This is a genomic window from Mesorhizobium sp. P3_A8 (assembly GCF_056402995.1).
Map to the genome: position 1 here is coordinate 33672 of NZ_JBFUGI010000020.1, position 22835 is coordinate 56506.

General features: G+C 63.3%; 18 protein-coding genes. 13 read left to right on the plus strand and 5 right to left on the minus strand.

The genetic code is table 11. The features are described 5' to 3' along the window. Window positions 1-5: 5 nt before the first annotated feature. From AC1DX4_RS32250 to AC1DX4_RS32260, 3 genes are all read right to left on the minus strand, one after another. The gene (locus AC1DX4_RS32250) at window positions 6-1973 is read right to left on the minus strand and encodes a hydantoinase B/oxoprolinase family protein (protein ID WP_477224169.1); all 1968 of its coding nucleotides are present in this window, start codon (window positions 1971-1973) and stop codon (window positions 6-8) included. A 3-nt stretch (window positions 1974-1976) separates the two neighbouring features. Next, window positions 1977-4004, minus strand: coding sequence for a hydantoinase/oxoprolinase family protein (locus AC1DX4_RS32255; protein ID WP_477224170.1), 2028 nt, complete (start codon window positions 4002-4004; stop codon window positions 1977-1979). A gap of 104 nt (window positions 4005-4108) precedes the next feature. After that, window positions 4109-5089 (minus strand): AraC-like ligand-binding domain-containing protein, encoded by a 981-nt coding sequence (locus tag AC1DX4_RS32260; protein WP_477224171.1) that lies wholly within the window; start codon window positions 5087-5089, stop codon window positions 4109-4111. A 363-nt stretch (window positions 5090-5452) separates the two neighbouring features. Between AC1DX4_RS32260 and AC1DX4_RS32265 the strand changes: the two genes are divergently transcribed. From AC1DX4_RS32265 to fabG, 5 genes are all read left to right on the plus strand, one after another. Further along, window positions 5453-7723 (plus strand): propanediol/glycerol family dehydratase large subunit, encoded by a 2271-nt coding sequence (locus AC1DX4_RS32265; RefSeq protein WP_477224172.1) that lies wholly within the window; start codon window positions 5453-5455, stop codon window positions 7721-7723. After that, on the plus strand, window positions 7720-8139 hold the full coding sequence (locus AC1DX4_RS32270) for a diol dehydratase small subunit (protein ID WP_064992266.1): 420 nt from the start codon (window positions 7720-7722) through the stop codon (window positions 8137-8139). Before AC1DX4_RS32265 ends, AC1DX4_RS32270 begins: the two co-directional genes overlap by 4 nt. 9 nt (window positions 8140-8148) lie before the next feature. After that, window positions 8149-8847 carry a cysteine hydrolase family protein gene (locus AC1DX4_RS32275; RefSeq protein ID WP_477224173.1) on the plus strand — a complete coding sequence of 233 codons (699 nt, stop codon included), beginning with the start codon at window positions 8149-8151 and terminating at the stop codon, window positions 8845-8847. A gap of 98 nt (window positions 8848-8945) precedes the next feature. Continuing rightward, the gene (locus tag AC1DX4_RS32280) at window positions 8946-10472 is read left to right on the plus strand and encodes an APC family permease (protein ID WP_477224174.1); all 1527 of its coding nucleotides are present in this window, start codon (window positions 8946-8948) and stop codon (window positions 10470-10472) included. Window positions 10473-10658: 186 nt separating this feature from the next. Next, a complete protein-coding gene (gene fabG / locus AC1DX4_RS32285; protein ID WP_477224175.1) occupies window positions 10659-11423 on the plus strand; it encodes a 3-oxoacyl-ACP reductase FabG in 765 nt (254 codons plus the stop codon). Between the two features lie 13 nt (window positions 11424-11436). Here fabG and AC1DX4_RS32290 read toward each other — a convergent pair whose 3' ends face one another. Both AC1DX4_RS32290 and AC1DX4_RS32295 read right to left on the minus strand, forming a co-directional pair. Next, on the minus strand, window positions 11437-12447 hold the full coding sequence (locus tag AC1DX4_RS32290) for a phosphotransferase enzyme family protein (protein ID WP_477224176.1): 1011 nt from the start codon (window positions 12445-12447) through the stop codon (window positions 11437-11439). 117 nt (window positions 12448-12564) lie between these two features. Beyond that, window positions 12565-13848: a class-III pyridoxal-phosphate-dependent aminotransferase gene (locus tag AC1DX4_RS32295; RefSeq protein WP_477224177.1), complete on the minus strand. Its 1284-nt coding sequence runs from the start codon at window positions 13846-13848 to the stop codon at window positions 12565-12567. A gap of 102 nt (window positions 13849-13950) precedes the next feature. On the opposite strand from AC1DX4_RS32295, the gene AC1DX4_RS32300 reads away from it, so the two are divergent. From AC1DX4_RS32300 to AC1DX4_RS32335, 8 genes are all read left to right on the plus strand, one after another. Further along, window positions 13951-14712 (plus strand): SDR family NAD(P)-dependent oxidoreductase, encoded by a 762-nt coding sequence (locus AC1DX4_RS32300; protein ID WP_477224178.1) that lies wholly within the window; start codon window positions 13951-13953, stop codon window positions 14710-14712. 350 nt (window positions 14713-15062) lie between these two features. Beyond that, entirely contained in the window at window positions 15063-15425 is a 363-nt protein-coding gene (locus tag AC1DX4_RS32305; RefSeq protein WP_477224179.1) for a DUF3088 domain-containing protein, read from the plus strand. A 189-nt stretch (window positions 15426-15614) separates the two neighbouring features. After that, entirely contained in the window at window positions 15615-16601 is a 987-nt protein-coding gene (locus tag AC1DX4_RS32310) for an MsnO8 family LLM class oxidoreductase (RefSeq protein ID WP_477224180.1), read from the plus strand. A 28-nt stretch (window positions 16602-16629) separates the two neighbouring features. After that, window positions 16630-17982: an LLM class flavin-dependent oxidoreductase gene (locus AC1DX4_RS32315; protein WP_477224181.1), complete on the plus strand. Its 1353-nt coding sequence runs from the start codon at window positions 16630-16632 to the stop codon at window positions 17980-17982. Continuing rightward, window positions 17982-19211, plus strand: coding sequence for a M20 aminoacylase family protein (locus AC1DX4_RS32320; protein WP_477224182.1), 1230 nt, complete (start codon window positions 17982-17984; stop codon window positions 19209-19211). The genes AC1DX4_RS32315 and AC1DX4_RS32320 overlap by 1 nt, the downstream gene beginning before the upstream one ends. Next, complete coding sequence (locus AC1DX4_RS32325; RefSeq protein ID WP_477224183.1) at window positions 19208-19732, plus strand: GNAT family N-acetyltransferase; 525 nt, start codon at window positions 19208-19210, stop codon at window positions 19730-19732. Before AC1DX4_RS32320 ends, AC1DX4_RS32325 begins: the two co-directional genes overlap by 4 nt. Before the next feature lie 186 nt (window positions 19733-19918). After that, the gene (locus AC1DX4_RS32330) at window positions 19919-21721 is read left to right on the plus strand and encodes an amino acid ABC transporter permease/ATP-binding protein (protein ID WP_477224184.1); all 1803 of its coding nucleotides are present in this window, start codon (window positions 19919-19921) and stop codon (window positions 21719-21721) included. A 110-nt stretch (window positions 21722-21831) separates the two neighbouring features. Then, entirely contained in the window at window positions 21832-22773 is a 942-nt protein-coding gene (locus AC1DX4_RS32335; protein ID WP_477224185.1) for an ABC transporter substrate-binding protein, read from the plus strand. The last annotated feature ends 62 nt before the right edge of the window (window positions 22774-22835 follow it).

Below are 22835 nucleotides of genomic sequence, written 5' to 3' on the forward strand. Positions count from 1 at the left end.
AGCGCTCAGACCCAGCGGGCGACGGTCCGTTTCTCAAAGCTCTCACGGAACTGGGCGGTGGTTTTGGGAAGCAGTTCGCCGGTCTCCCAGTCGAGGATCACGGCATAGTGCCGAACCGCATCGAGCGTATCGATCTCACCGGAGCGGAATTTGCGCGCGACCTCCTCGGGATCCATGCGTGCCCAGCCCTTCCGTTTCGACCGGATGTCGGCACGGCAGGCTTCGGTCGCCGTCTCGTCGATTTCGTACTGGCACAGGTCGCGGTCGATTTCGTGGATCACCACGCCGTAGTCGGTCTTGGCTCGCTCCAGGGAAACGTAGTCGTCGATGACGTCCTCCATCACCTTGCGGGGCTCTCGCTCGAGTGGATCGCCGAAACCGCCGCCGCCGGCCGTCGGACGAGCGAACTGGTCGCCTGTGTGGACGGGGTAATCGGAGAACACGGAGCCGAGCCAGATCTCGGTCCCCTCTCCGGCGCGTTTCATGGTCAAGCCGTGGGGCATCGACGGCAGTCCCCCTTCGACACCCCAGACGACAGCGCGCTCGCGGTCGCAAATATAGGACATGACGGCATTTTCGGCCTCGAGCAACAACGAGGTCTTCTGCACGCCGACGCCGCCCCGCCATTTGCCGGGACCGGCTGAATCCTGCTTGATCTGAAACTCGATCGTCCGCGTGGGATTGACCCGCTCGTTGCCTTCGTTCGGCTGCGACATCAGCCCCGTTCCGAAGCAGGCGGTGGTGACATCGGCGCCATCCTTGCCGTTGCGCCCGCCCCAGCCGCCAGGCAGCCATTCGTAGAACATGAAGATCGGCTTTTCGGGTTTGCGCGCGTCCCGTCCCCCGGCCAGCAGATATTCGAGGTTGAAGGCGCAGGCGATGGCGCGTTCTGGCATGATCTTCGACCACATCTCGAAGATCGCGTTCATGATCTTTTCGAACGGCATCAGGAACCCGGTCACCGCCACCGGCCATTCCGCGCTGACGACGCTGTTCTTCGGCGCGGTCACCTCGATCATCCGGTAAAACCCGCTGTTGAGCGGGAGGTCCGGGAAGAAGGTCTTCATGCCGGCGACCACGGCCGAGAAAGTCGCGCCCGGCGCGGAATTGTACATCGAGGCGATGGTCGAATGGCTTCCCGTAAAATCGTAGTGGATCGTGTCGCCCTTGATCGTCATCTTGATGCGGATCGGGATCATGCCCTCGCCGGCTCCGAGATCGCGGTCGATATAGTCGACCGTCTCCCAGGTGCCGTCGGGCAGCTCCGCGAGGCGCTTTCGCACGGCGCGTTCGACGTAGTCCTGAACCTCCTCCATGCCGCGCACCACCTGGCCGCGCCCGTACTTCTTGACCAGCCGCAGCAGTTCGCGCTCGGCCGCGTGCGTCGCCTGCGCCTGGGAATGGATGTCGCCAATGATCGAAGCCGGATCGCGCGTGTTGGCGGCGATCATGTTGGCGACGTCGGAGCAGAAGCGGCCGCGCTGGAAAAGACGCAGCGGCGTGATCCGCAGGCCTTCGCGGAACATGTCGCGGGCAGTGACGTCGAAGGAACCCGGCACGGAGCCGCCGAGATCCGACCAGTGGCCGTTCGACTGGGAGAAGCCGATCAGCTTGTCTTCGTCGAAGATCGGCCGGACGAGCCGCACGTCGCTGAAATGCGTACCGCCGGCATAAGGATCGTTGATTGCGTAGACGTCGCCGGGCGCCATATCGCCTTCGAAGACCCGGATCACCTCCTTGCACGTGTTGTGCAGTGTGCCGACATGGACCGCGATGTCATAGTTGCCCTGGGCAACGGAGTTGCCATCGGCGTCGTGGAGGGCGTTCGAAAAGTCTCGGTTGTAGATGACGAAGGAATAGCAGGTGCGAAGCATCTGTTCGGCCATCTGGTCGACGGTGGTGATGAAGGAGTTCTTCAGCACCTCGAACGTTACGGGGTCGAGGCCAGGGCTCGTTTCAATCAGCTTTGTCATGTCTCAGCCTTTCGTCACGATGAGAATGTTCAGGAAGCCGTCGACGGTGGCGCTCATTCCCGGCGGAACCACGGTGGTGGAATCGAACTGTTCGACGATGGCAGGTCCTGTGAAGGCAGCGCCGGCGCTGAGTTGGTCGCGTTCATAGACAGCCGCGTCATGAGAGACGCCGTCGAACCAGACGCCGCGGCGGCCGAGCGGCTTGGGCACATGAGGCAAGACTTCGTGCCGCGGTATCTCGGCTTTCGGGACGATGCCGATCGCCTTGACCGCGATGCGGAAGATCGACACCGGCGCCTCTTCGCGGCGGTAGTTGAACTCGCGTTCGTGTTCGTTGTGGAATGCCTCGATCAGCGAGCAGATGCTCTCGATGCGCGCCGGCGCTGACACCGCAAGCGAGCGCCACTGGCCCTGATACATCATCTCGACCGTACGCTGCAGCGCCATGTCTTCCTGCGCTACGCCCTCATGGGTCAAGCGCTCGACGGCCTGTTTTTCCATCGAGACAAACGCCGACTGCATCTCGTCTGGCGAGACAGTCGAAGCATCGGCCATGAAGCTTTCGGAGAAATCGTGTTGCACGTCGACGAGAAGGCAACCGAGCGCGGAGGTGACGCCGGGATTGGGCGGCACGATCACGGTTGGAATCGAAAGCTCCTTGGCCACGGCCGCTCCGTGCAAAGCGCCTGCACCACCGAATGCGACGAGTGCGAAGTCGCGCGGGTCATAGCCTCGGCTGATAGAGAGAAGCCGGACGGCATTGCCCATATTGGCGTTGGCGACGGCGATGATCGCCTCGGCCGCCTGGTGGAGCTCCATGCCGAAGGGTGCCGCCACCGTCTCCTGCACCGCCTGGGCGGCCAGGGCTGGGTCGAGTGTGATCTTGCCGCCCGCTAGACTGGTACCGAGACGGCCGAGCACGACATTGGCATCGGTGTTGGTGGCAATGCGGTTGCCATTCTTGTAGCAGGCCGGGCCTGGAAAGGCGCCAGCGGACTGCGGTCCGTTGCGCAGGCTGCCGCCCTCGTCCTGCCATGCCAACGACCCGCCGCCGGCGCCGATGGTCAGCACTTCGATGGAGGGGAAGCGGATCGGATATCCGAATTCGATGTACCAGTCTTTTGTGATGCGCGACTCCCCGTTCCATGCGAGCGAGACGTCGGTGCTGGTGCCGCCCATGTCGAAGCCGATCGAATTCGGGAAGCCACAGAGATTTCCGATGAAGCGGCTTGCTATCGCGCCGGCGGCGATGCCCGATCCCGCGAGCCGGGCCGAGAAATCCTTGACGCTCGCGGGTGTCATGACCCCGCCACCGCTGTGCAGCAGCAGGAGATCTCGCTTGTATCCGGCCGCGGCAAGCTTTTCTCCTAGACGCGACACGTAGTCGACGACGACCGGGGCACAGACGGCGTTGGCCATGGTGGTGGAAAACCGTTCGTGCTCGAAGATTTCCGGCATCACCTCCGAGGAGATCGAGACCGGCAGATCCGGCATTGCCTCCTTCAGGATCTCACGCATGCGGCGCTCATTGGCGCCGTTGACATAGGAGTTCATGAAGCAGACGGCGATGGACTTGACCTGGCGTTTCTTGAGAATGTCCGCGACGCGGCGCGCAGCCTCTTCGTCCAGCGCTTCCAGGATCGTGCCCTCGGCACTGACCCGTTCCCGGACGGTCAGCCGGTCGCGGCGCGGGATATAGGGCTTGGCGACATCCTTGTAGGTGTCCCAGAGATCTTCCTTGTTGGCGCGGCGGATCTCGACAACGTCACGGAAACCCTCGGTGCAGACCATAGCGGTGCGTGGCAGGCGGCGGGTGATCAGCGCATTGGTGGCGACCGTCGTGCCATGAGAGAACATGGTCACCTGCGAAAGATCGATGCGGCCCTGCTCCACGCCATTCATAATGGCCTGCATGGGATCGTCAGGCGTGGACGCGGTCTTTTCGATACGGATCGCGCCGCTGTCTTCGTCCATGATGCAGATGTCGGTGAAGGTCCCTCCGACATCGACGGCAACTCTAATTCGGCTCATGACAGTTCCTTCGCAAGGTCTTGCGGGCAAAGCCCCGCCTTCGCCGCCCCCTTGCCGGGGTGACGTCGCAATGAATGGTGGAATTGGCCCGGATTTCGTCGGGTCTAGTGCCGCTCTCTCGAGGTCGACGCGCGGCCCGCCCGGCTCGCTGCTTCGCGACGTGTATCCGTCGGTGCGCAGCCGAACCGCGTCCGGTAGTGCTTGCAGAACTGGGACTGGTCGGCGAAGCCCCAGCGGTAAGCGATCTCGGCAACGCTGCTGATGTTGGTCACCGACATCAGTTCCTCGGCGCACAGTTCAAGCCGGGCGTCGCGGATGAAGCCGTTGATCGACTGGTTGCTGTCCTGAAAAAGAACCTGCAGGTAACGGAGCGAGATGCCGCAGGCATCAGCCACCGCCTGCGGGCCGAGGCCGGAAGTCTTCAAATTGTCGCGAATATACTGCTCGGCGCGATGCAGATGGCCGGCCCGGATCGACGAGATGCTGCTGTCCAGCACGCGATCGTCGCTCACGATCGACAGGCACAGCATTTCCAGGATGTGCCTGCCCATCATCTCACGAGCGACTTCCGTGATCTCATCGAGATGGCCGATCGTGGTTCGCACCGTGTCGAGGAAGAGCGCGGCGATGCCTTGGGTCGCGTCGAAACTGAGCGCACTGAGCCGTTCGGCGGATCCGATCCGTGCCCGAACGCTCGATGACGGCACCTTCAGGACCCACAGCGCGTTTGGCTTGCCGTGCCAGAATTCGTAAGGTGCATCTCCCCTCTCGACGAGAAAGCCCCCCGGGCTGCAATTGACGGTTCTCGACCCTTGCGAGAAATTCACCTCGCTCATCTCCGGGATGGTGATGAGCAGGCTGGCGTCACGCTCGTTGAGGAAATGGCGGCGATGGCGGCGATAGCTTACGGCATCGCAGCGCATTTTAGACACACTGACGAGCCCGAGAGAGAAGGTTTCCAGCGTGCCTGAAAATTCGCGACGGTTGCGATACTCGGTGTCGAGCGGAAAATAGGCTTCGGTAACAGCGGCTTGCCAGGCATCACCACCTGCGGGACCGCCGATCGTATCGACGACGTATTTCATTCCCCGACCTTTCTGGTTGGCCCGGTTAGCCCGGTGTTTTTCTGGAGATTACAGGAATCCACCGGCGCGTATTGGTCAAAAACGAATAAACTTATGTGGTTGTTTGGCGGCTGGCTCGCTTTCCCATGCCGTCGCGCCTGGTCATGGACGAGCAAAACAGGATGCCGGCAACGGTGGCGGTCGTCGAGCCGACCGGCTCGAGACGCTGGTGATCGTGCGCTTGGCGGACGATGAAATCGCCGTGGTGTTTCTCGACCGCATTTCCTTGTGGCCGGGTGCAGACCCTTCGGCGACGCTCGATCCAGACCATTGTGTGGCGAGCGGGCATTCACTAGTCTTTCTGCCGGGTCGAGGATCGCACGCATGACGCCGAAACTGAACCGCTGGAAGCGCTTCGCCGACTGGGACGAGCGGCCGTTGCGGCTGGACAAGTTCGCGGTGGAAGACGCCGCCAACGGCTTCTCCGCCTTCTCCAGCCCGGCCGACCCCAAACCTGGCATCGGCATCAGCGGCGGGCGCGTCGTGTCCCTCGATGGGGTGCTCGAACACGACTACGACATGATCGACCGCTTCATCGCCCGCCATCACATCGATCCGGACATAGCGCCCGAAGCGATGGCGCTGGACTCGGCGACCGTCGCGCGCTGGCTGGTCGACATGAACGTGCCGCGCGAAGCGCTGGTGCGGCTCGCCCATGGCATGACGCCCGCGAAACTCGCCGAGGTGGTGTCGCAGCTCAACGCGTTGGAGATCGCCTTCGCCTATTCGAAGATGCGGGCACGCAAGACGCCGGGCAACCAGGCGCATGTAACCAACGCCAAGGACGACCCGCTGCAGCTCGCCGCGGATGCCGCAACTGCCGTCGCCTTCGGCTTCGACGAGATCGAGACAACGATGCGCGTGTCGCGCAACGCCTGGTCCAACGCCGTGGCGTGTGCGGTGGGCGGCGCCGTCGGCCGCTGGGGAACGCTGTTCCAGTGCTCCAGCGAGGAAGCGGAAGAGCTGCGCATCGCCATGGCCGGCTTTACCTCCTACGCCGAAACCGTTTCTGTCTACGGCACCGAGAAATCGTTCACCGATGGCGACGACACGCCGTGGTCCAAGGCATTTCTCGCCGCCGCCTATGCCTCGCGCGGCGTCAAGATGCGCTGCACGTCGGGCGCTGGCTCCGAATTGCTGATGGGCTTCCATGAAGCAAAATCGCTGCTTTACCTTGAGGCGCGCTGCCTCTGCCTGCAGCGCGGCATGGGCGTGCAGGGCACGCAGAATGGCGGCATCGACGGAGCGCCGTTGACCGCCACTATTCCCGGCGGTGTCCGCGAGTTGATGGCCGAGAACCTCATCGCCGTCTGGCTCGATCTCGAATGCGCATCGGGCAATGACGCGCGCTCCACCGAATCTGAAATTCGTGTCGGCGCCAAGATCCTTCCCTACCTGATCGCCGGCTCGGACCTGATCTGTTCCGGGATGGGATCGATCCTGAAATACGACAATTCGTTCAACCCTTCGCTGATCAACGGCGAGGAGCTGGAAGACTATCTGGTGCTGCAGCGCGATTTCGAGGCCGATGGCGGGCTGACGCCGCTGCCAGAGTCACGCGCGATCGAGCTGCGCGAGCGGGCGGTGGAGGCGATCGCCGCCGTGTTCGAGGAGCTCGGCCTGTCAACGCCGACCGAGGACATGAAGACCAGTGTGGTCTACGCTTCCGGCTCCGACGATACGCGCAGCCTGATGCCGCGCGACGTGTCCTTCATCAGTGAGGCCATCAAGGAGCGCGGCATCACCGTGATCGACGTGGTCAAGGCGCTGGCCAACCGCGGCTTCCGCGAAGAGGCTGAGAACCTGCTGAACGTGGTGAAGCTGCGCCTTTCCGGCGACTATCTCCAGACCTCGGCGATGATCCGCAACGGGCGGATCGTCAGCGCGGTGAACGATCCGAACGACTATCTCGGTCCCGGTTCCGGCTATCGCGTGTCCGAAGAACGGCGCCTGCAGCTCAACGACATCCGCGACGTGCTGGATCAGAAGGAAGTGCTGCGTTCCGAAGCCCTGCACGAGAAGGACGAAGCAAGGCACATCCGCTATCGCAACCTTGGGCCGGCAGCCAGCGGGTCGGCAAAGGACGACGTCGTCATCGGCATCAGCCCGGCCTTTGGGCTAAAGCTTTACCGGACGACGGCCGGACATCGGCTGTCCGAGGTGCTTGGCGCCATGCTTGATGCAATCCGTGCACGCGGGCTCAAGGCGCGCGTCGTTCGCTTCCGCCACACCGCCGACACCTCCTTTCTCGGTCTGTCCGCCGCCCGGCTTGCCGGCAGCGGTATCGGCATCGGCATCCAGGCCAAGGGCACGGCCGTTATCCATCAGCGCGACCGCCAGCCGCACAACAATCTGGAACTGTTTTCCAATGCGCCGATCACCAGGCTCGAGCACTATCGTGCGCTGGGCGCCAATGCGGCCGCCTATGCGCTGGGTGAAATGCCGGAGCCTATCGTGGTGCCGCAGCGGGGCGAGGCCATGGGTTCGCGCTACCACGCCCGCGTCGCCCTCATCTACGCCATCGAAACCGGGCTGACCGAGGCCGGTGCGGCGCCCGAAGAGGTCGACATCACCCTGACGGGAGCGAAATCGTGACCCATACGCGCGCCGACTATCCGCTCGCCGAAACCCAGCCCGGCGCCGTGACCGGCAAGCACGGCAAGGCGCTTCCGGAGATCACGCTGGATGCGGTGCTTGCCGGCGAGGTGACGATGGAAGACCTTCGCATCACACCGCAGGCGCTGCAGGCCCAGGCCGACGTGGCGCGCGATGTCGGGCGGCCGACGCTGGCCCTCAACTTCGAGCGCGGGGCGGAGCTGGTAGAGGTGCCTCAGGATTTCATCATGCAGGTCTACGAACTGCTGCGCCCGGGCCGCGCCAAGTCCAAGGAAGAATTGCTCGAGGCCGCCGCCACGATGCGCGAGACCTACCAGGCCGAACGCATCGCCCGTTTCATCGAGGAAGCCGCCGAGACTTATGCGGCGCGCGGCCTTTTCACGTTCCGCTTCTGAAAGGACCGCATGGGCTGGAAAACCGGATTCCGTTCGCTCTACTACCTCGGCGCACCCGAGCCGGATGATCCGGTGCTGGTGCCGGCACAAACCGCCATCCTGGTCATCGACGTTCAAAACACCTACCTGGAACGACCGGATCGCGCGTCGCTTTCGCCGCAGGAACAGCACCGCTACGATCTGTGGACGCCGTTCCACGAGCGCATGCACGGCACGGTCATACCGAACACGGCAAGATTGCTGGAGTTGGCACGGCAAAATGGCATCGAATGCCTTTTTGCCCGCATCGCCTGCCACACCAGGGACGGGCGCGACCGCTCGCTCTCCCAGAAAATGCCGGGCTGGAACAATCTGCTGCTGCCAAAGAACGATGCGCCGTCGCAGCTCGTTGCCGAACTTCAGCCGGCCGGCGACGAAATCGTGGTGACCAAGACCACCGATTCCGCGCTGACGGGAACAAATCTGCGCCTGATCCTTCACAATCTCGGCATCAGGAATGTCATCTGCTGCGGCATCTTCACGGACCAGTGCGTGTCCTCGACGGTGCGCAGCCTGGCGGATGAGAGCTATGCGGTCATTGTACTTGAGGATTGCTGCGCGGCGGCGACCGAAGAGCTTCATCGCAAGGAGCTCGAAATCATCAACATGATCTACTGCCACGTGATGTCGAGCGGCGAGCTTGGCAAAATCATGGCCTTGGCAAAGTGACGCAGCGTCCGTAGTGTCATGGCTGCACTCGCAGGCCGGGACACATCGGCCGCCACGTGCGGGGACCAAATACAGCTGTCACGAATGGAGAGGGCTTCATGGCCATAGAAACTGCACGCGGGACGATCGACGTCTCGAAGAGTAACAGCATCAATCTTTTGCACTCAAAGGCCGTGGGGCTCGCCGGAGTGCTCTTTCTGGCCGTCACCGGCGCGGCGCCAATGTCGGCGATGCTGGGCAATGTCCCGTTCGCGGCAGGCTACGGCATCGGCAAATACACGCCGGCCGCCTTCCTGATGGCGACGATCGTGCTGACCATCTTCTCGGTCGGCTATGCGGCGATGGCATCGCGCGTGTCGTCCGTCGGCGGCTTCTACGCCTTCATCAGCCAGGGGCTCGGCCGTGAGGTCGGCATGTCGGCGGGCATTGGCTCGCTCGCCTGCTACTCGCTGTTCGAAGCTTCGCTGACGGGGCTGTTCGCATTTTTCGGCAATCTGTGGCTTTCCCAGCATTTCGGCATCAACGTGCCGTGGATCGTCCTTGCGCTCGGCATGATCGTGGTCATCGCTGCACTCGCCTACCGCGACGTGAAAGTGTCCGCACGGCTGCTCGGCATCGCCCTCATTCTTGAAGTGATCATGCTGGTGATCTTCTCGCTGGGCGTGCTTTTCGCTCATGGCGGGACGAATTTTTCCGGTGACTCGCTGAACGTGTTCAAGGTGTTTACGCCTGTCACCGAGCAGAAGGTCGGCGATGTGGCCATACCCGCTGGCGAGGCGGCTGTCGGCATCTTCATGGCGTTCTGGTCGTGGGTCGGCTTCGAAATGGCGCCGAACTATGCCGAGGAATCCCGCGATCCGAAGCGTATCATTCCGCAATCGCTGCTGATTTCGGTGATTGGCCTGGGCTTGTTCTACACCTTCGTCAGCTGGTGCGCGGTGGCGTCCTATCCCACCGAGGCCGACATGGTGGCCAAGGCATTCTCGGACGGGGTGAACTTCTTCCTGACACCGGTTCAGAATTTTGTCGGCGGCTGGGGCTACCAGCTGATGTCGCTGCTCATCCTGACCAGTTCCTTCGCCTGCGGCATGGCCTTCCACAACACCGCTTCCCGCTATCTGTACTCGCTGGCGCGCGAAGGCGTCCTGCCACAGGCAATCGCCGAGACGCATGACCACCACAAGAGCCCACACAAGGCATCGGCGCTGCAGTCGGTGCTGGCGGCGATATGGGTGCTGCTCTACGGCCTGGCCTACGGCTTCGACGATCCGTCGGGACAGGCCTGGCTTGGCGTCTATACGCTGTTTGCGGTGCTTGGCACCGGACTGCTGCTGGTGCTGCAGGCCGTTGTCTCGCTGGCGATCTACATGTGGTTCAAGAAGAATGGCGGCGGCAGCCTGCTGACGACGGTTATCGCGCCGTTGATCTCGCTGGTTGTCCAGCTGGTCCTCGTCTACACGCTGGTGGCCAACCTCGCGACGCTCGGCGGCACCAATGGCTTCGCCAGGAGCATCCCCTATGTCGGGCTTGCGATCCTGATCGTCGGCCTGATCTGGGGCTTCGTGCTGAAGTCCGCCAACCCCAAGGCATACGACAACATCGGTCACATGGTGAACGAAGGCTAATGCATGTCGCCCAAAAGTGGCCCCCGGTTTTGGGGGGAACGACATGCATAAGAACAATGACCTAAAGCGCATCGCATGAATCCAACCAAACGCGATGCGCTTTAGGGCGCACATCGCCCTGGCATCCTTTTCGGCAACGGGGACGGGGTATCACTCTGTCCCCGTCTCATTTTGGAGCTTCAGATCATGACCCAGTCTTTGAAGGGTCGGTCCGTTGTCGTTACCGGCGGATCGAAAGGCATCGGCAAGGGCATAGCGCGGGTGTTCGCGCTATCGGGCGCCAAGGTCGCCATCATCGCACGCCATCTCGACCAGGCCGAAGCCGCTGCCGCCGAGATCGGCCACGGCGCCTTCGGCGTGGTTGGCGACGTCACGTCGCTCGCCAGCATCGAGAGCGCCTTTGCGACAGTGGCCGCAAGAAACGGCAGCATCGACGTGTTGTGCGCCAATGCCGGAATTTTTCCGCAGGCGCGGCTCGAAGACATGAGCTCGGAACAATGGGACGAGGTTGTCGACACCAACCTCAAGGGCACCTTCCACGCGGTCAAGGCGGCGGTTGCCTATCTCAAGAAATCCGACCAGGGCCGCATCGTGCTGACCTCGTCGATCACCGGCCCGGTCACCGGTTTTCCCGGCTGGTCGCACTACGGCGCCACCAAGGCGGGGCAGCTCGGCTTCATGCGCACGGCCTGCATCGAGCTGGCGAAATACGGCATCACCGTCAACGCCGTCATGCCGGGCAACATCGTCACCGAGGGGCTTGCCGGCCTGGGCGAGGACTACCAGAAGACCATGGCCGCCTCGATCCCGCTCAAGCGGCTCGGAACCGTGGAGGACATCGGCTACGCCGCGCTCTACTTTGCGTCGAAGGAAGCAGCTTACGTGACCGGACAGACGATCATCGTCGACGGCGGCCAGATCCTGCCGGAGAGCCTCGAGGCGCTGGCCTGATGATGGCGCCCGCCTAGGAAAACTTGTTCAGATAGGCCTCGCACAGCCCGACCGTTCCCTCTGTGTAGGGCAGGCCCATCGACCTGGCGAGGTCCGTCTCCGCATGGGAGCCGATCCACGCAACCAGGAGCAGGCGGCGCAGCATCACGAAGGTCGGGATCTCGTCCTCGTCCGCCTTGGGCAGGTCAAGCACGCGGCGATAGCCGGTCGTCCATGAGCGGATAAGATCGGCTGCCTGCGGCTCGTGCTCGTAAAACGAGATCGGCGTCGCGGCGTCGTACATATACCAGCCGAAGCCGCAATCGTCGAAGTCGATAACCTTCACCGTCTTGCCGTCGATCAAGAGGTTGGCAAGCCGCAGGTCGCAATGAATAAGGCCGAAGCGGTCATGGCCCTTGCCGAAGGCGGCGAGCCTGCGGCCGATCAGCTCCGCGGTGTGGCCAAAGAGCCTGGCTTTCGCGGCGTCGACGCCCATGCCGTCACGCCAGCGTCCCCAGTGCGGGCTCTCCTCACCGAGGCTTGTCTCGAAATCCCACACCGGTCGGCTGAACCAGGAAGGGCGCCGCCACTGCCGGGTATGGAGGTGCATGCGGGCCGTCACCTCGCCCAGCACCTCGAAAGGCTCGCCAAGCGCCTCGCCTATGCCCGGCTCCGCACCGGTCTCCCATTGCGACAACACCACATTGCGGGGCTGCGCCAGCCTGGCATGGCCGACACGCTGGATCTGCTCGCCGTCCTTGCCCGCCACCGGCACGGGTGTGGGGACGATCCCGGTTTGGCGCAGATCGGTAAGCCAGGCCAGTTCGGACTGGATGGCGGTCCTCGAATGGTAGCCGTCGCGATGGATGCGCAGCGCCCAGCGCCGGCCGTCGGGAGCCGCAACCTTGTAGGTCGCGTTCTCCGACAGGTTGATCATCGCGACGGAAACGTCCGCCGGCAGATCGTAACGGGCGGTGGCTGCCTCCGCCGTCTCCTGCAGGATGCCGAGTTGCTGGTCATGGGTGAGCGCATCGAAATCCGTCACTGTCCGTCCTGCCCGATCATTGTGCCCATGTCCCCTGCCCGAACCCGCCCGATTCCGGCAAGTCCAGCCGCCAGCTCGAGCTGGACGCCCGGCAGTTTCAACCAGCTTTGAGCCATGTCAACTCGCCTTGCCCGCCTGATGCAGCAGTTCGCGGGCGCGCGGCATTGCCGCGTCGAAACGATCCATGATGTCCTGGCAGGTTTCACGATCCAGAAGCACGCCTGGCTTCCACTGCAACACCCGCTTGTCGAGCGACGAGAAGATCGCCCAGACGCCGTGCTCGTAGAGTGCGCGCGACACGAAGACGGCACCTTCCGGGTGATTGCTGAATTCCAGGCCGAGGATCACGCCTTTCTGGCGCACCCCGGTGAAGATGTCGCCGTGGCGAACCAGCATCTCGCGCATGGCCTGCGCCATGAACTCGGTCACCGTGCCGACATTGGCCACCAGTTCAGGCCGCTGCAGCATCTCGATGACCTTGTGGGCAACGACACAGCCGAGCTCGGCCCCGCCGGTGGTCGAGATGTGGGCCGCCCCATCCTCGTGGAGCCAGCCACCGGCCTTGTCATTCACCAGCGTCGCGCTGATCGGATAAAGACCGCCGGACAGTCCCTTTGCGGTCACCATGATGTCCGGCTGGATCCCATAGGCCTGCCAGCCCCACATGCTGCCGGTCCGCATCAGGCCGGTCTGGACCTCGTCGGCGATGTACATCGCGCCATGCTTTTCGCACAGTGCCTTGCAGGCGCTGAGATAGCCGTCCTTCGGCATCGGGAAGCCGTAGGTGGCGGGGATCGTCTCCATGATCAACGCCGCGACGTCTTCGCCCTTGAGCGCCTGCTCCATGGCGTCGATATCGTTGAAGGGCACCTGGATGAACGTTTCCGGCTGGTCGGAAAGAAAGATCTTGGTGAAGCGATCGTCGCCGGTCGCCACAGCGAGCCCCGAATGCCCGTGATAACCCTTGATGATCGACACGATCTTGCGCCGCTTGGTGGCATAGCGAGCGCTCTTGATGGCGATGTCCACCGCCTCGGCGCCGCCCGGCGCGAAGATCGCATATTTCATTCCCGGTGAGACATTGACGAGGGATTCGGCCAGCGCCGTCCGCGCCACGGAGGGAAACCAGTGGTTGCCGATATCGAAATAATCGAGCGCGCTCTTCAGCGTCTCGACCAGTTCCGGATTGCGGTGGCCGAGATTGTAGGTGCCGCCATTGAGGTGGAGGTCGATCAGGCGGCGTCCCGACACGTCGTAGAGGAAGTAACCTTCCCGCCTGCCGATCACCAGATCGATGCCGGCTTTCTGCCAGAACCTGGTCTTGTCGGGATTCCAGAAACGGATTGCCTTGTCGAAAAAATCCTGCTTCGACTCGAATTCGAAGGGGCCGAACTCGTACATGCCTGTCTTTTCCCCAGAGGTTGATCGGTGCGCAACAAGGCTGGCGAGGCTCGTCCGCCGGATGATGCAGGATTACGAGGCGGTAAGAAAGGGTGGAGAGAGATGATCCTGAAGGACAGGGCCGCGATCGTCACCGGGGCGGGATCGGGCATCGGCAGGGCGGCAGCGCTGATCATCGCGCGCGAGGGTGCGGTGGTCGGTGTGGCGGACCGCAGCGCCGACGGCGCCAACGCGACCGTCGACCAGATTGTTGCTGCCGGTGGCCGGGCGAAAGCGCTTGTGTTCGACCTGACTGACGATCAGGCGCTTGAAGCCGCTTTCCGCGATTTCATCGACACACAAGGCAGGATCGACATCCTGCACAATCATGCCGGCGTGCAGGTCGAGGGTGACGTGCTCGGTGTGAGCATCAAAGGCTTCGACACGTCCTGGACGCTCAATGTGCGGGCTCACTTCCTCGGTGCCCGCATCGTCTTGCCGTTCATGAAAAAGGTGGGTCGCGGGGTCATCCTCAACACGTCGTCGAGTTCCGGCGTGCTCTACGACCGCGAGATGATCGCCTATACGACGACCAAGCACGCGGTGATCGCGATGACCAGGCAGATGGCGGGCGACTATGGCCGCTTCGGCATTCGCGTCAACGCGCTTTGCCCCGGTTGGGTCGACACGCCCTTCAATGGCCCTTTCATCGCCCAGATGGGAGGCCGGGAAGCCATCGAAGCTTACATCCGCGAAAAAGTGCCGCTTGGCCGTTGGGCAAGCGTCGAGGAAATCGCGGAGGCAGTGCTGTTTCTGGTGTCCGACCGGTCCTCTTATATGACGGGCCAGATTCTGGTTATCGATGGAGGAGAGACGGTGATCTAGGTGGTTCAGGAGGTTGTCCACTAGGACCGGGCTGAGGCTTCAGCATAATGACCGATGAATCGAAGATCCCAAGTGTTTGATGCCAGGCATTGATGGATCATCGTTGCTGCCCGCATCAAGCCTGCAGTTCGTGGTGCTGAGGACGACGCGGCCGCACGATGGCTACATTTGCCTCCCAAGCCACGTCGACTGCATCAATTCCGACAGCAACTGCATTCGGAGCGGAAGCCGTTTAAGAGACAATTGTTGCTTCGCAAGGTGCGCCATTTGAAATCCTGGCCTTCGGCAATCCTCACCTATCGCAGTAGGTTACCGGTCATCTGACTATGGTGTCCGAAGTGGAAATGCCGTTGACCTCTACCGATCCCAACAAGCCCGTCCTTTTCCTGCTCTCCCCTGATTTCGAAGACGCCAAGTTCCCGGAGCAGCGATTCTTCTGTCGCCACTCCGCCCTGGTGGAAGGCGTGTTGGCCTCGTTTCCCAGGCTTGTCGATGCAATCGACATCCGACGGATCGCGTTCCCTCGGCCGCGCGCCGACGTGGTGGAGCTCGTCGGCGAAGCCAATCAGGGGCTCCCCGTACTCGTGCTGCCGTCGGGCGAGACCTCCCCTCACGCATCCGGCGAAGCCAATGGCCGCCAGTTCGTTTCCGGCGCCGAGCGGATCATCGATGCGCTGGTCGGGCATGGGCTGATCCCGCCGCCGCATCCGTGAAAGTTCGAGTGTCGATGCGAAACCCGCTCACAGGCCGGACATTCCAAAGCCGGTGCCCGATGAGAAAGGGTTTTTTCCTCAAGGGCCGAAACTCGGCATATAGTATATAAATTCTATAGACTATATGTACTACAATCTCTCCATGTGAAGACGTGGTCGCCACGCGGCCGAAGGTGGAGATGAGATCCCATGGCCTATGCGCTCAGCCTCCTCGACAAGAGCCCGCTCGCCCATGGAGAAAGCGCGACGGATGCGCTGAAACGAACCGTGGCGCTGGCACAGCTTGCCGAACGGCTCGGCTACCGCAGGTTCTGGGTGGCCGAGCACCACAATGTGCCTGAGCTCGCGAGTTCCTCGCCGGAGGTGCTGATCGCCTACCTGCTCGCCCACACCAGCCGGATCCGTATCGGTTCCGGCGGTGTCATGCTCCAGCACTACAGCCCCTACAAGGTCGCCGAGAACTTTCATCTGCTGGGGGCGCTGGCGCCCGGGCGGGTCGATCTCGGCATCGGCAAGGCGCCCGGTGGCCTGCCATTGTCGACACGCGCCCTGCAAGGCAAAAGTGACCCGTCGCACAGCCGGGATTTCGGCGAGCAGATCGCCGAGCTTAGCGCCTATCTCGACGGCGCCGGCCTGGTCGAGGGGCTGAGCGCCACGCCGCGTCCGCCGGTCGCGCCGCAGCGCTTCCTGCTCGGCGCCAGCGTCGAAAGCGCGCTGCTCGCAGCAGTGCATCAATGGGAGTTCGTCTTCGCCCGTCACCTCAATGGCGACGATGCCCTGCTCGACGACACGGTCGCGGCCTACCGGGCCCAAACCGGGCGCGCGCCGATCGTAGCTGTCTCGGTCATCGTCTCCGAATATGCCGGCGAGGCCGAGGCGCAGGCCGACAAGATCAAGCTGTTCAAGGTGCATGTCCCCGGCGCCCAGAGCGTCACCGTCGGCAGCGAGGAACAGGCAAAAGACTATGCGCGCCAGCTTGGCTCGGAAGAATACCGCATCGAGCCCAAGCAGCCGAGCGTGATTGCGGGAACACCTGACCAGGTCCGCTCCGAGCTCGACCGCCTGCACGCACGCTCCGGCACCAGCGAATTCATCGTCGAGCCGGCCGTCGGCGGCCTGTGGCGCCTTGCCACCGCCGAGATGCTGGCGCGCGAGCGGCCGGCGGCCGCGGCCTGAAACAAACGGATCAAGGAGCTTTGCCGTCATGAGCAATCAGCGAATTCCCTTCGGCATCATGCTGCAAGGCCCGGGCGGCCACATGAATGCCTGGAAGCACCCGAGCGTACCCACCGATGCCAGCACCAATTTCGACTACTACGTGCGCATCGCGCGGCAGGCGGAAGCTGCGGGCATCGCCTTCGCCTTCGTCGCCGACGGGCTCTACATCAACGAACAATCCATCCCGCATTTCCTCAACCGCTTCGAGCCGATCGTGCTTTTGTCGGCGCTGGCGGTGGCGACAAAGAGCATCGGTCTCGTCGGCACGCTGTCCACCTCCTACAGCGATCCGTTCACCGTCGCGCGGCAGTTCGGATCGATCGACGCCGTCAGCGGCGGCCGCGCCGGCTGGAACGCCGTGACCTCGCCGCTCGAAGGTTCGGCGAAAAATTACGGCCGCGACAAGCATCCCGAACACGCGCTGCGCTACGAGATCGCGGCCGAGCACATCGAGATCGTCAAGGGCCTGTGGGATTCCTGGGACGACGACGCTTTCGTGCGCGACCGGCAGGCCGGCCGCTACGCCGATTTTTCCAGGATGCACCGGCTGAACTTCAAGGGCCGCTTCCATTCTGCCGAAGGGCCGCTCAATCTTGGCCGCTCGCCGCAAGGACAGCCGGTCCTCTTCCAGGCCGGCGGCTCGGATGACGGCATCTCACTCGGCGGCCAGCACGCCGACGCCGTCTTTGCCAACGCCGCCGCTTTCGAGGAAAACCGCGAGCTGTCGCGCCGGCTCAAGGACAGCGCGGTCGCGCATGGCCGCTCGGCCGACCACATAAAAATCTTCCCCGGTATCGCGCCGATCGTCGGCTCAACGGAAGAGGAAGCCGAGCGCAAATATCGCGAGATACGCGACCTCGTCAGCGTTCACGAGGCGCTGCTCTATCTCGGCCGGTTCTTCGACCATCACGATTTCACTACCTACCCGGTCGACGATCCGTTCCCGGAGCTCGGCGACATCGGCAAGAACAATTTCCGCTCCACCACCGACCGTATCAAGCGTGTCGCCAGGGAGAAAAACCTCACGCTGCGCGAAGTCGCCCTGGATGCGGCCACATCGCGCAACGAATTCATCGGTACGCCCGAAAAGATCGCCGACCAGCTGATCCGCTGGGTGGATGGTGGAGCCGCCGATGGCTTCGTGCTCGGCTTCCAGGTCATCCCATCCGGGCTCGACGATTTCGAAGCGCATGTGCTGCCCATTCTGGAAAAGCGCGGCCGCCATGCGCGCAGCCAGATCGGCACGACGCTGCGCGATCATCTCGGCCTGCCGTTCAAGGAAAGCCGTTATGCGCAGGCTGCCTCTCGCGCGGCGCCAGCCACCGAGGAAGCCGCCTGATGACCTTTCAGGCCCCTCTGCTGTCGATCACAACCGAAGCGGCAATCCTCGACCACGCGGATGAATTCGTCGCGCTGCGCCGCAAGCTGCATAGCCAACCGGAGCTGGCCTATCACGAGAAAAAGACCAGCGCGCTGGTCGCCGAGCGCTTGCGACACTGGGGCTACGAGGTCGCTGAGACTATCGGCGGCACCGGCGTGGTCGGCACGCTGCGCAACGGGCTCGGCGAGAAAAGCATCGGCATCCGCGCCGACATGGACGCCTTGCCGATCGTCGAGGCGACCGGCCTGCCCTATGCCAGCACCAGGCCGGGAGTGATGCATGCCTGCGGGCATGATGGCCACACCGCGATCCTGCTGGCAGCCGCGCGCCATCTTGCCGAGACGCGGGAGTTTTCGGGCACGCTACGCCTGATCTTCCAGCCCGCCGAGGAAGGCGGCGCCGGCGCCAGGGCGATGATTGCAGACGGGCTGTTCGAACGCTTCCCGGTCGACGCCGTGTTCGGCCTGCACAATTGGCCGGGTGTGCCTGCCGGACAGTTCGCCTTCCTCAGCGGTCCTGCCATGGCTTCCGTCGATCTCGCCATCATCCGCATCGTCGGCAAGGGCGGCCATGGTGCGCGGCCCAGCCATGCCGTCGATCCGATAGTCGCCGCTGCCTCGCTGGTGATGGCCCTGCAGACGATCGTGTCGCGCAATGTCGACCCGCTGGAGACGGCGGTGGTCACCGTCGGCACGATCCATGGCGGCATCGCGGCCAATGTCATCCCCGACAGCGTCGAGCTGAAAGTCACTATCAGGACCTTCAGCGAGACGGTGCGGGACCAAATCCGGACGCGCATCATCGCGCTCGCCGAAGCCCAGGCGCAGAGCTACGGCGCGACAGCCGAGGTCACCTATCCGCGCGGCTATCCGACGCTCGTCAACCACCTGGAAGAGACCGAGTTCGCCCGCCAGGTGGCGCTCCGGCATTTCGGCGGCGAACGGATCGAGACCAATTTCCCGTTGATCACCGCCAGCGAGGATTTCGCCTTCATGCTCGAGGCGCGACCTGGCAGCTATCTCTTCATCGGCAATGGCGACAGCGCCGACCTGCACAGCCCCAACTACGACTTCAACGACGACATCCTGCCTGACGCCGCACGCTACTGGGTGGCGCTGGTCCAGGACTATCTCGCCGCGAACGAGGCTCCGCGGACAAGCGAGCCGGCCACAGGATCCACGCCATGACAGACAGCTTTCTCTACACGACACCGCTCGATCCGCGCGCAGCCCCCCTCATCGAAGCGCTGACCTGGGAATACACGACCCGCTACGGCGACCATTTCGGCGAACCGGGCGAAGAGATGCGCCGCTACCCCGCCGAGCTGTTCGCACCCCCCAATGGAAATTTTCTGCTGTTGCTGCGCGACGGCGCGGCGATCGCCGGCGGCGCCTTCAAGCGCTATGACGAACGCACCGCCGAACTCAAGCGCGTCTGGACGCATATCGACCTTCGCCGCCAGGGCCTTGCGCGCAAGGTGCTCGCTGAACTCGAGCTGCAGGCGGCGCGCCAGGGCTATACGAGGCTCTATCTGACCACGGGCTTCCGCCAGCCCGAGGCTGCGGGTCTCTATCTCAGCGACGGCTACACCGCCCTGTTCGACGCCAGCGTCGATCCGCAAATCCACGGCACGCTGCCCTTCGAAAAGGACATCAGCGCCCTGGCGCAGGAATTCGGACCGAACGCGCTCGAACGCAAGGCAAGCTGATCGGGCGCGCAGCCCACAGCAACTCGCCCACAAATATAGACTAATATAGACGAATTAACTCCGGATCACTAAAAATATAAAAACAGATGCCGTGATGCAGCTTTGGCATTCGCTAGTGTAACGTAGGTTTACTTGATAAATATATAGTACTCCCGCAACATTACTCCATTGGAGCAACGGCGATCCATGACAGTGACGGCCGACATAGGCGAGGTAGCCTCCCCCAGAAATGTGCCATTCACCTCCGACCGTCAGGGGTACAGGGTGGTGCCGGCGAAGCACCCCTGGCGCGCGGTCGGCACCGTCGTCGCCGTCTTGGTCATCTTCTTCACGCTGCAGTCGATCCTGACCAATCCGAGGTGGGGCTGGGACGTCTTTGCCCGCTTCTTCTTCTCCGAGCCGGTGCTGGTCGGCCTTGGCCGCACGCTGCTTCTGACCGTGCTCGCCTCAGCGCTCGGCTTTTTTCTCGGGACGCTGCTCGCTTTCGCGCGCGTTTCTGCCTCGCCCCTGCTGTCGGGCGTGTCGTGGGCCTATATCTGGCTGCTGCGCTCCATCCCGCTGATCGTGCTGCTGCTCGTCCTCAACAATCTCGGCTACCTCTATCCGACCATCGATGTCGGCGTGCCTTTCACCAGCCTGCTGTTCGCGCAGTTCAACACCGTCGAAGTGTTCAGTCCGTTCTGGGTCGCGGTGGTCGGGTTGAGCCTCAACCAGGCCGCCTTCTCGGCCGAGATCATCCGCGGCGGCATTCTTTCCGTCGACCAGGGCCAGCAAGAGGCCGCCGCCGCGCTTGGTCTTTCGCGGCGCCGGCAGGCACTGGGCATCGTGCTGCCGCAAGCCATGCGCGCCATCCTGCCCAGTGGCTTCAACGAGATCATCGGCTTGGCCAAATCGACCTCGATGGTCTACGTGCTGGCCCTGCCCGAGCTCTTCTACACCGTCCAGGTCATCTACAAGCGCAATCTGGAAGTGATCCCGCTCCTGATGGTTGCGACCATCTGGTACCTCATCATCATGAGCGTGCTGTCGATCATCCAGCTCGGCATCGAGCGGCGCTTTTCGCGCGGCGCCGTGCGCACCCCGTCCGGCCCACTCCTACCCAATCTGCTTGCCTTCCTGTCCGGCCGCGGCGCCGCACCGGCTGCCAAACCCGCACCCCTCGTCCCGGCACCAGCGACCACGGTTCGCAAGCCACTGGTCACCGCTGGCGAGAAACTGGCGCGGCGCGGAGTCGGGCGCATCGAGATCCGCGGCGTCTCCAAGCGGTTCGGCACGCTGACCGTGCTCGACGGCGTCGATCTCGATCTGGCGCCTGGCTCGGTGACGGCGATCATCGGTCCGTCCGGCGCCGGCAAGTCGACGCTTCTGCGCACCATCAACCATCTCGAGCGGACCGACACCGGGTTCATGACCATCGACGACGAGCTGGTCGGCTACCACCGCGACGGGCAGACGCTCTACGAACTCAAGGAAGCGGCGATCCGGCGGCGGCGCGCCGCGATCGGCATGGTGTTCCAGAACTTCAACCTCTTCCCGCATCTGACGGTGCTGGAAAACATCATCGAGGCGCCTGTCTCGGTGCAGGGCGTTGCGCGCGACGAGGCGATTGAACTGGCAAGGGATCTGCTCGCTCGCATCGGTCTGCCGGAGAAGGCCGACGCCTATCCGCGCCACCTCTCCGGCGGCCAGCAGCAGCGCGTTGCCATCGCCAGGGCGTTGGCGCTGAAGCCAAAGGTGCTGCTCTTCGACGAGCCGACCTCGGCGCTCGATCCCGAGCTCGTCGGCGAGGTGCTCGACGTCATCAAGGAACTGGCGACGTCAGGCACAACCATGGTGATCGTCACCCATGAGATCGGCTTCGCCCGCGAAGTCGCCGACACCATCGTCTTCATGGACGGCGGCAAGATCCTCGAGGTCGGGACGCCGTCCAGGGTCTTCACCACGCCCGCCCACCAACGCACGCGCGAGTTCCTCGCCAAGGTTCTCTAGCGACCGGAATTTCAGGGAAAACGCGCCGGCGTCATGTGCGAACCGCCGGCCTTCCAGGCTCCCTGTTCGGGGAGCTCAACCCCGCACGTCCACAATGCAAGGAGAGACCCATGACACTCTACCGAAAGCCGCTATCCCTCGCCTTCGGCGCGATCCTATCGGCCATATCCTTCGCCTCCGTCGCCACCGCGGCGGAATTCGATCTCAGTCCCGAGCAGCCGGGCCGAATTCACGCCGAAAAGAGCGAGAAGGCAGCCGCGGCAATCGCGCCGACTTTCAAATTCGCCAAGGAAGGCTATCTCACGGTCGCCACCAGCCCTTGGGATCCGCCGGTCGGCACCTACGCGACCGATGCCAAGACCGTGGTCGGCACCGATCCCGATATCACGGTGCTGATCGCCGAAACGCTGGGGCTGAAGCTTGACCTGGTTGCGGTCGCCTGGGCCGACTGGCCGCTCGGCCTTGCCTCCGGGAAATATGATGCCGTCATCAGCAATGTGACGGTGACGGAAGAGCGCAAGGAAAAATTCGACTTCTCGACCTACCGGCAGGACGTGCTCGGCTTCTATGTGAAGGCCGACAGCAAGATCACCTCCATCAAGGAACCGAAAGACGTCGCTGGTTTGAGGGTGATCACCGGTGCCGGCACCAACCAGGAAAAGGTGCTGCTGGAATGGGACCGCGAGAACGTCGCGGCCGGGCTGAAGCCTGTCGAGGTCCAGTACTATGACGATTCGGCGGCAAGCCAGCTCGCCATTCAGTCGGGCCGCGCCGATGCCGAGTTCAATCCGAACGCCACGCTTGCTTACTCTGCCGCCGTCGGCGGCAAGACCAAGCTGGTCGGCATCGTCAGCGGCGGCTGGCCGCTGACCGCCGAGATCGCGGTGGCGACGCGCAAGGGCAGCGGTCTCGCCGATGCCATCACGCTCGCCATCAACGAGCTGATCGCCAGTGGCAAATATGGCGAAGTGCTGAAGAAGTGGAGCCTCACCGCCGAAGCCATCGACCAGTCGCGCACCAACCCGCCCGGCCTACCGAAGCCCAACAGCTGAGCCAAAACGCGTTGAAGGCGGACGCCATCTGCGTCCGCCTCTTCCGTCATGCATGCGTGCGC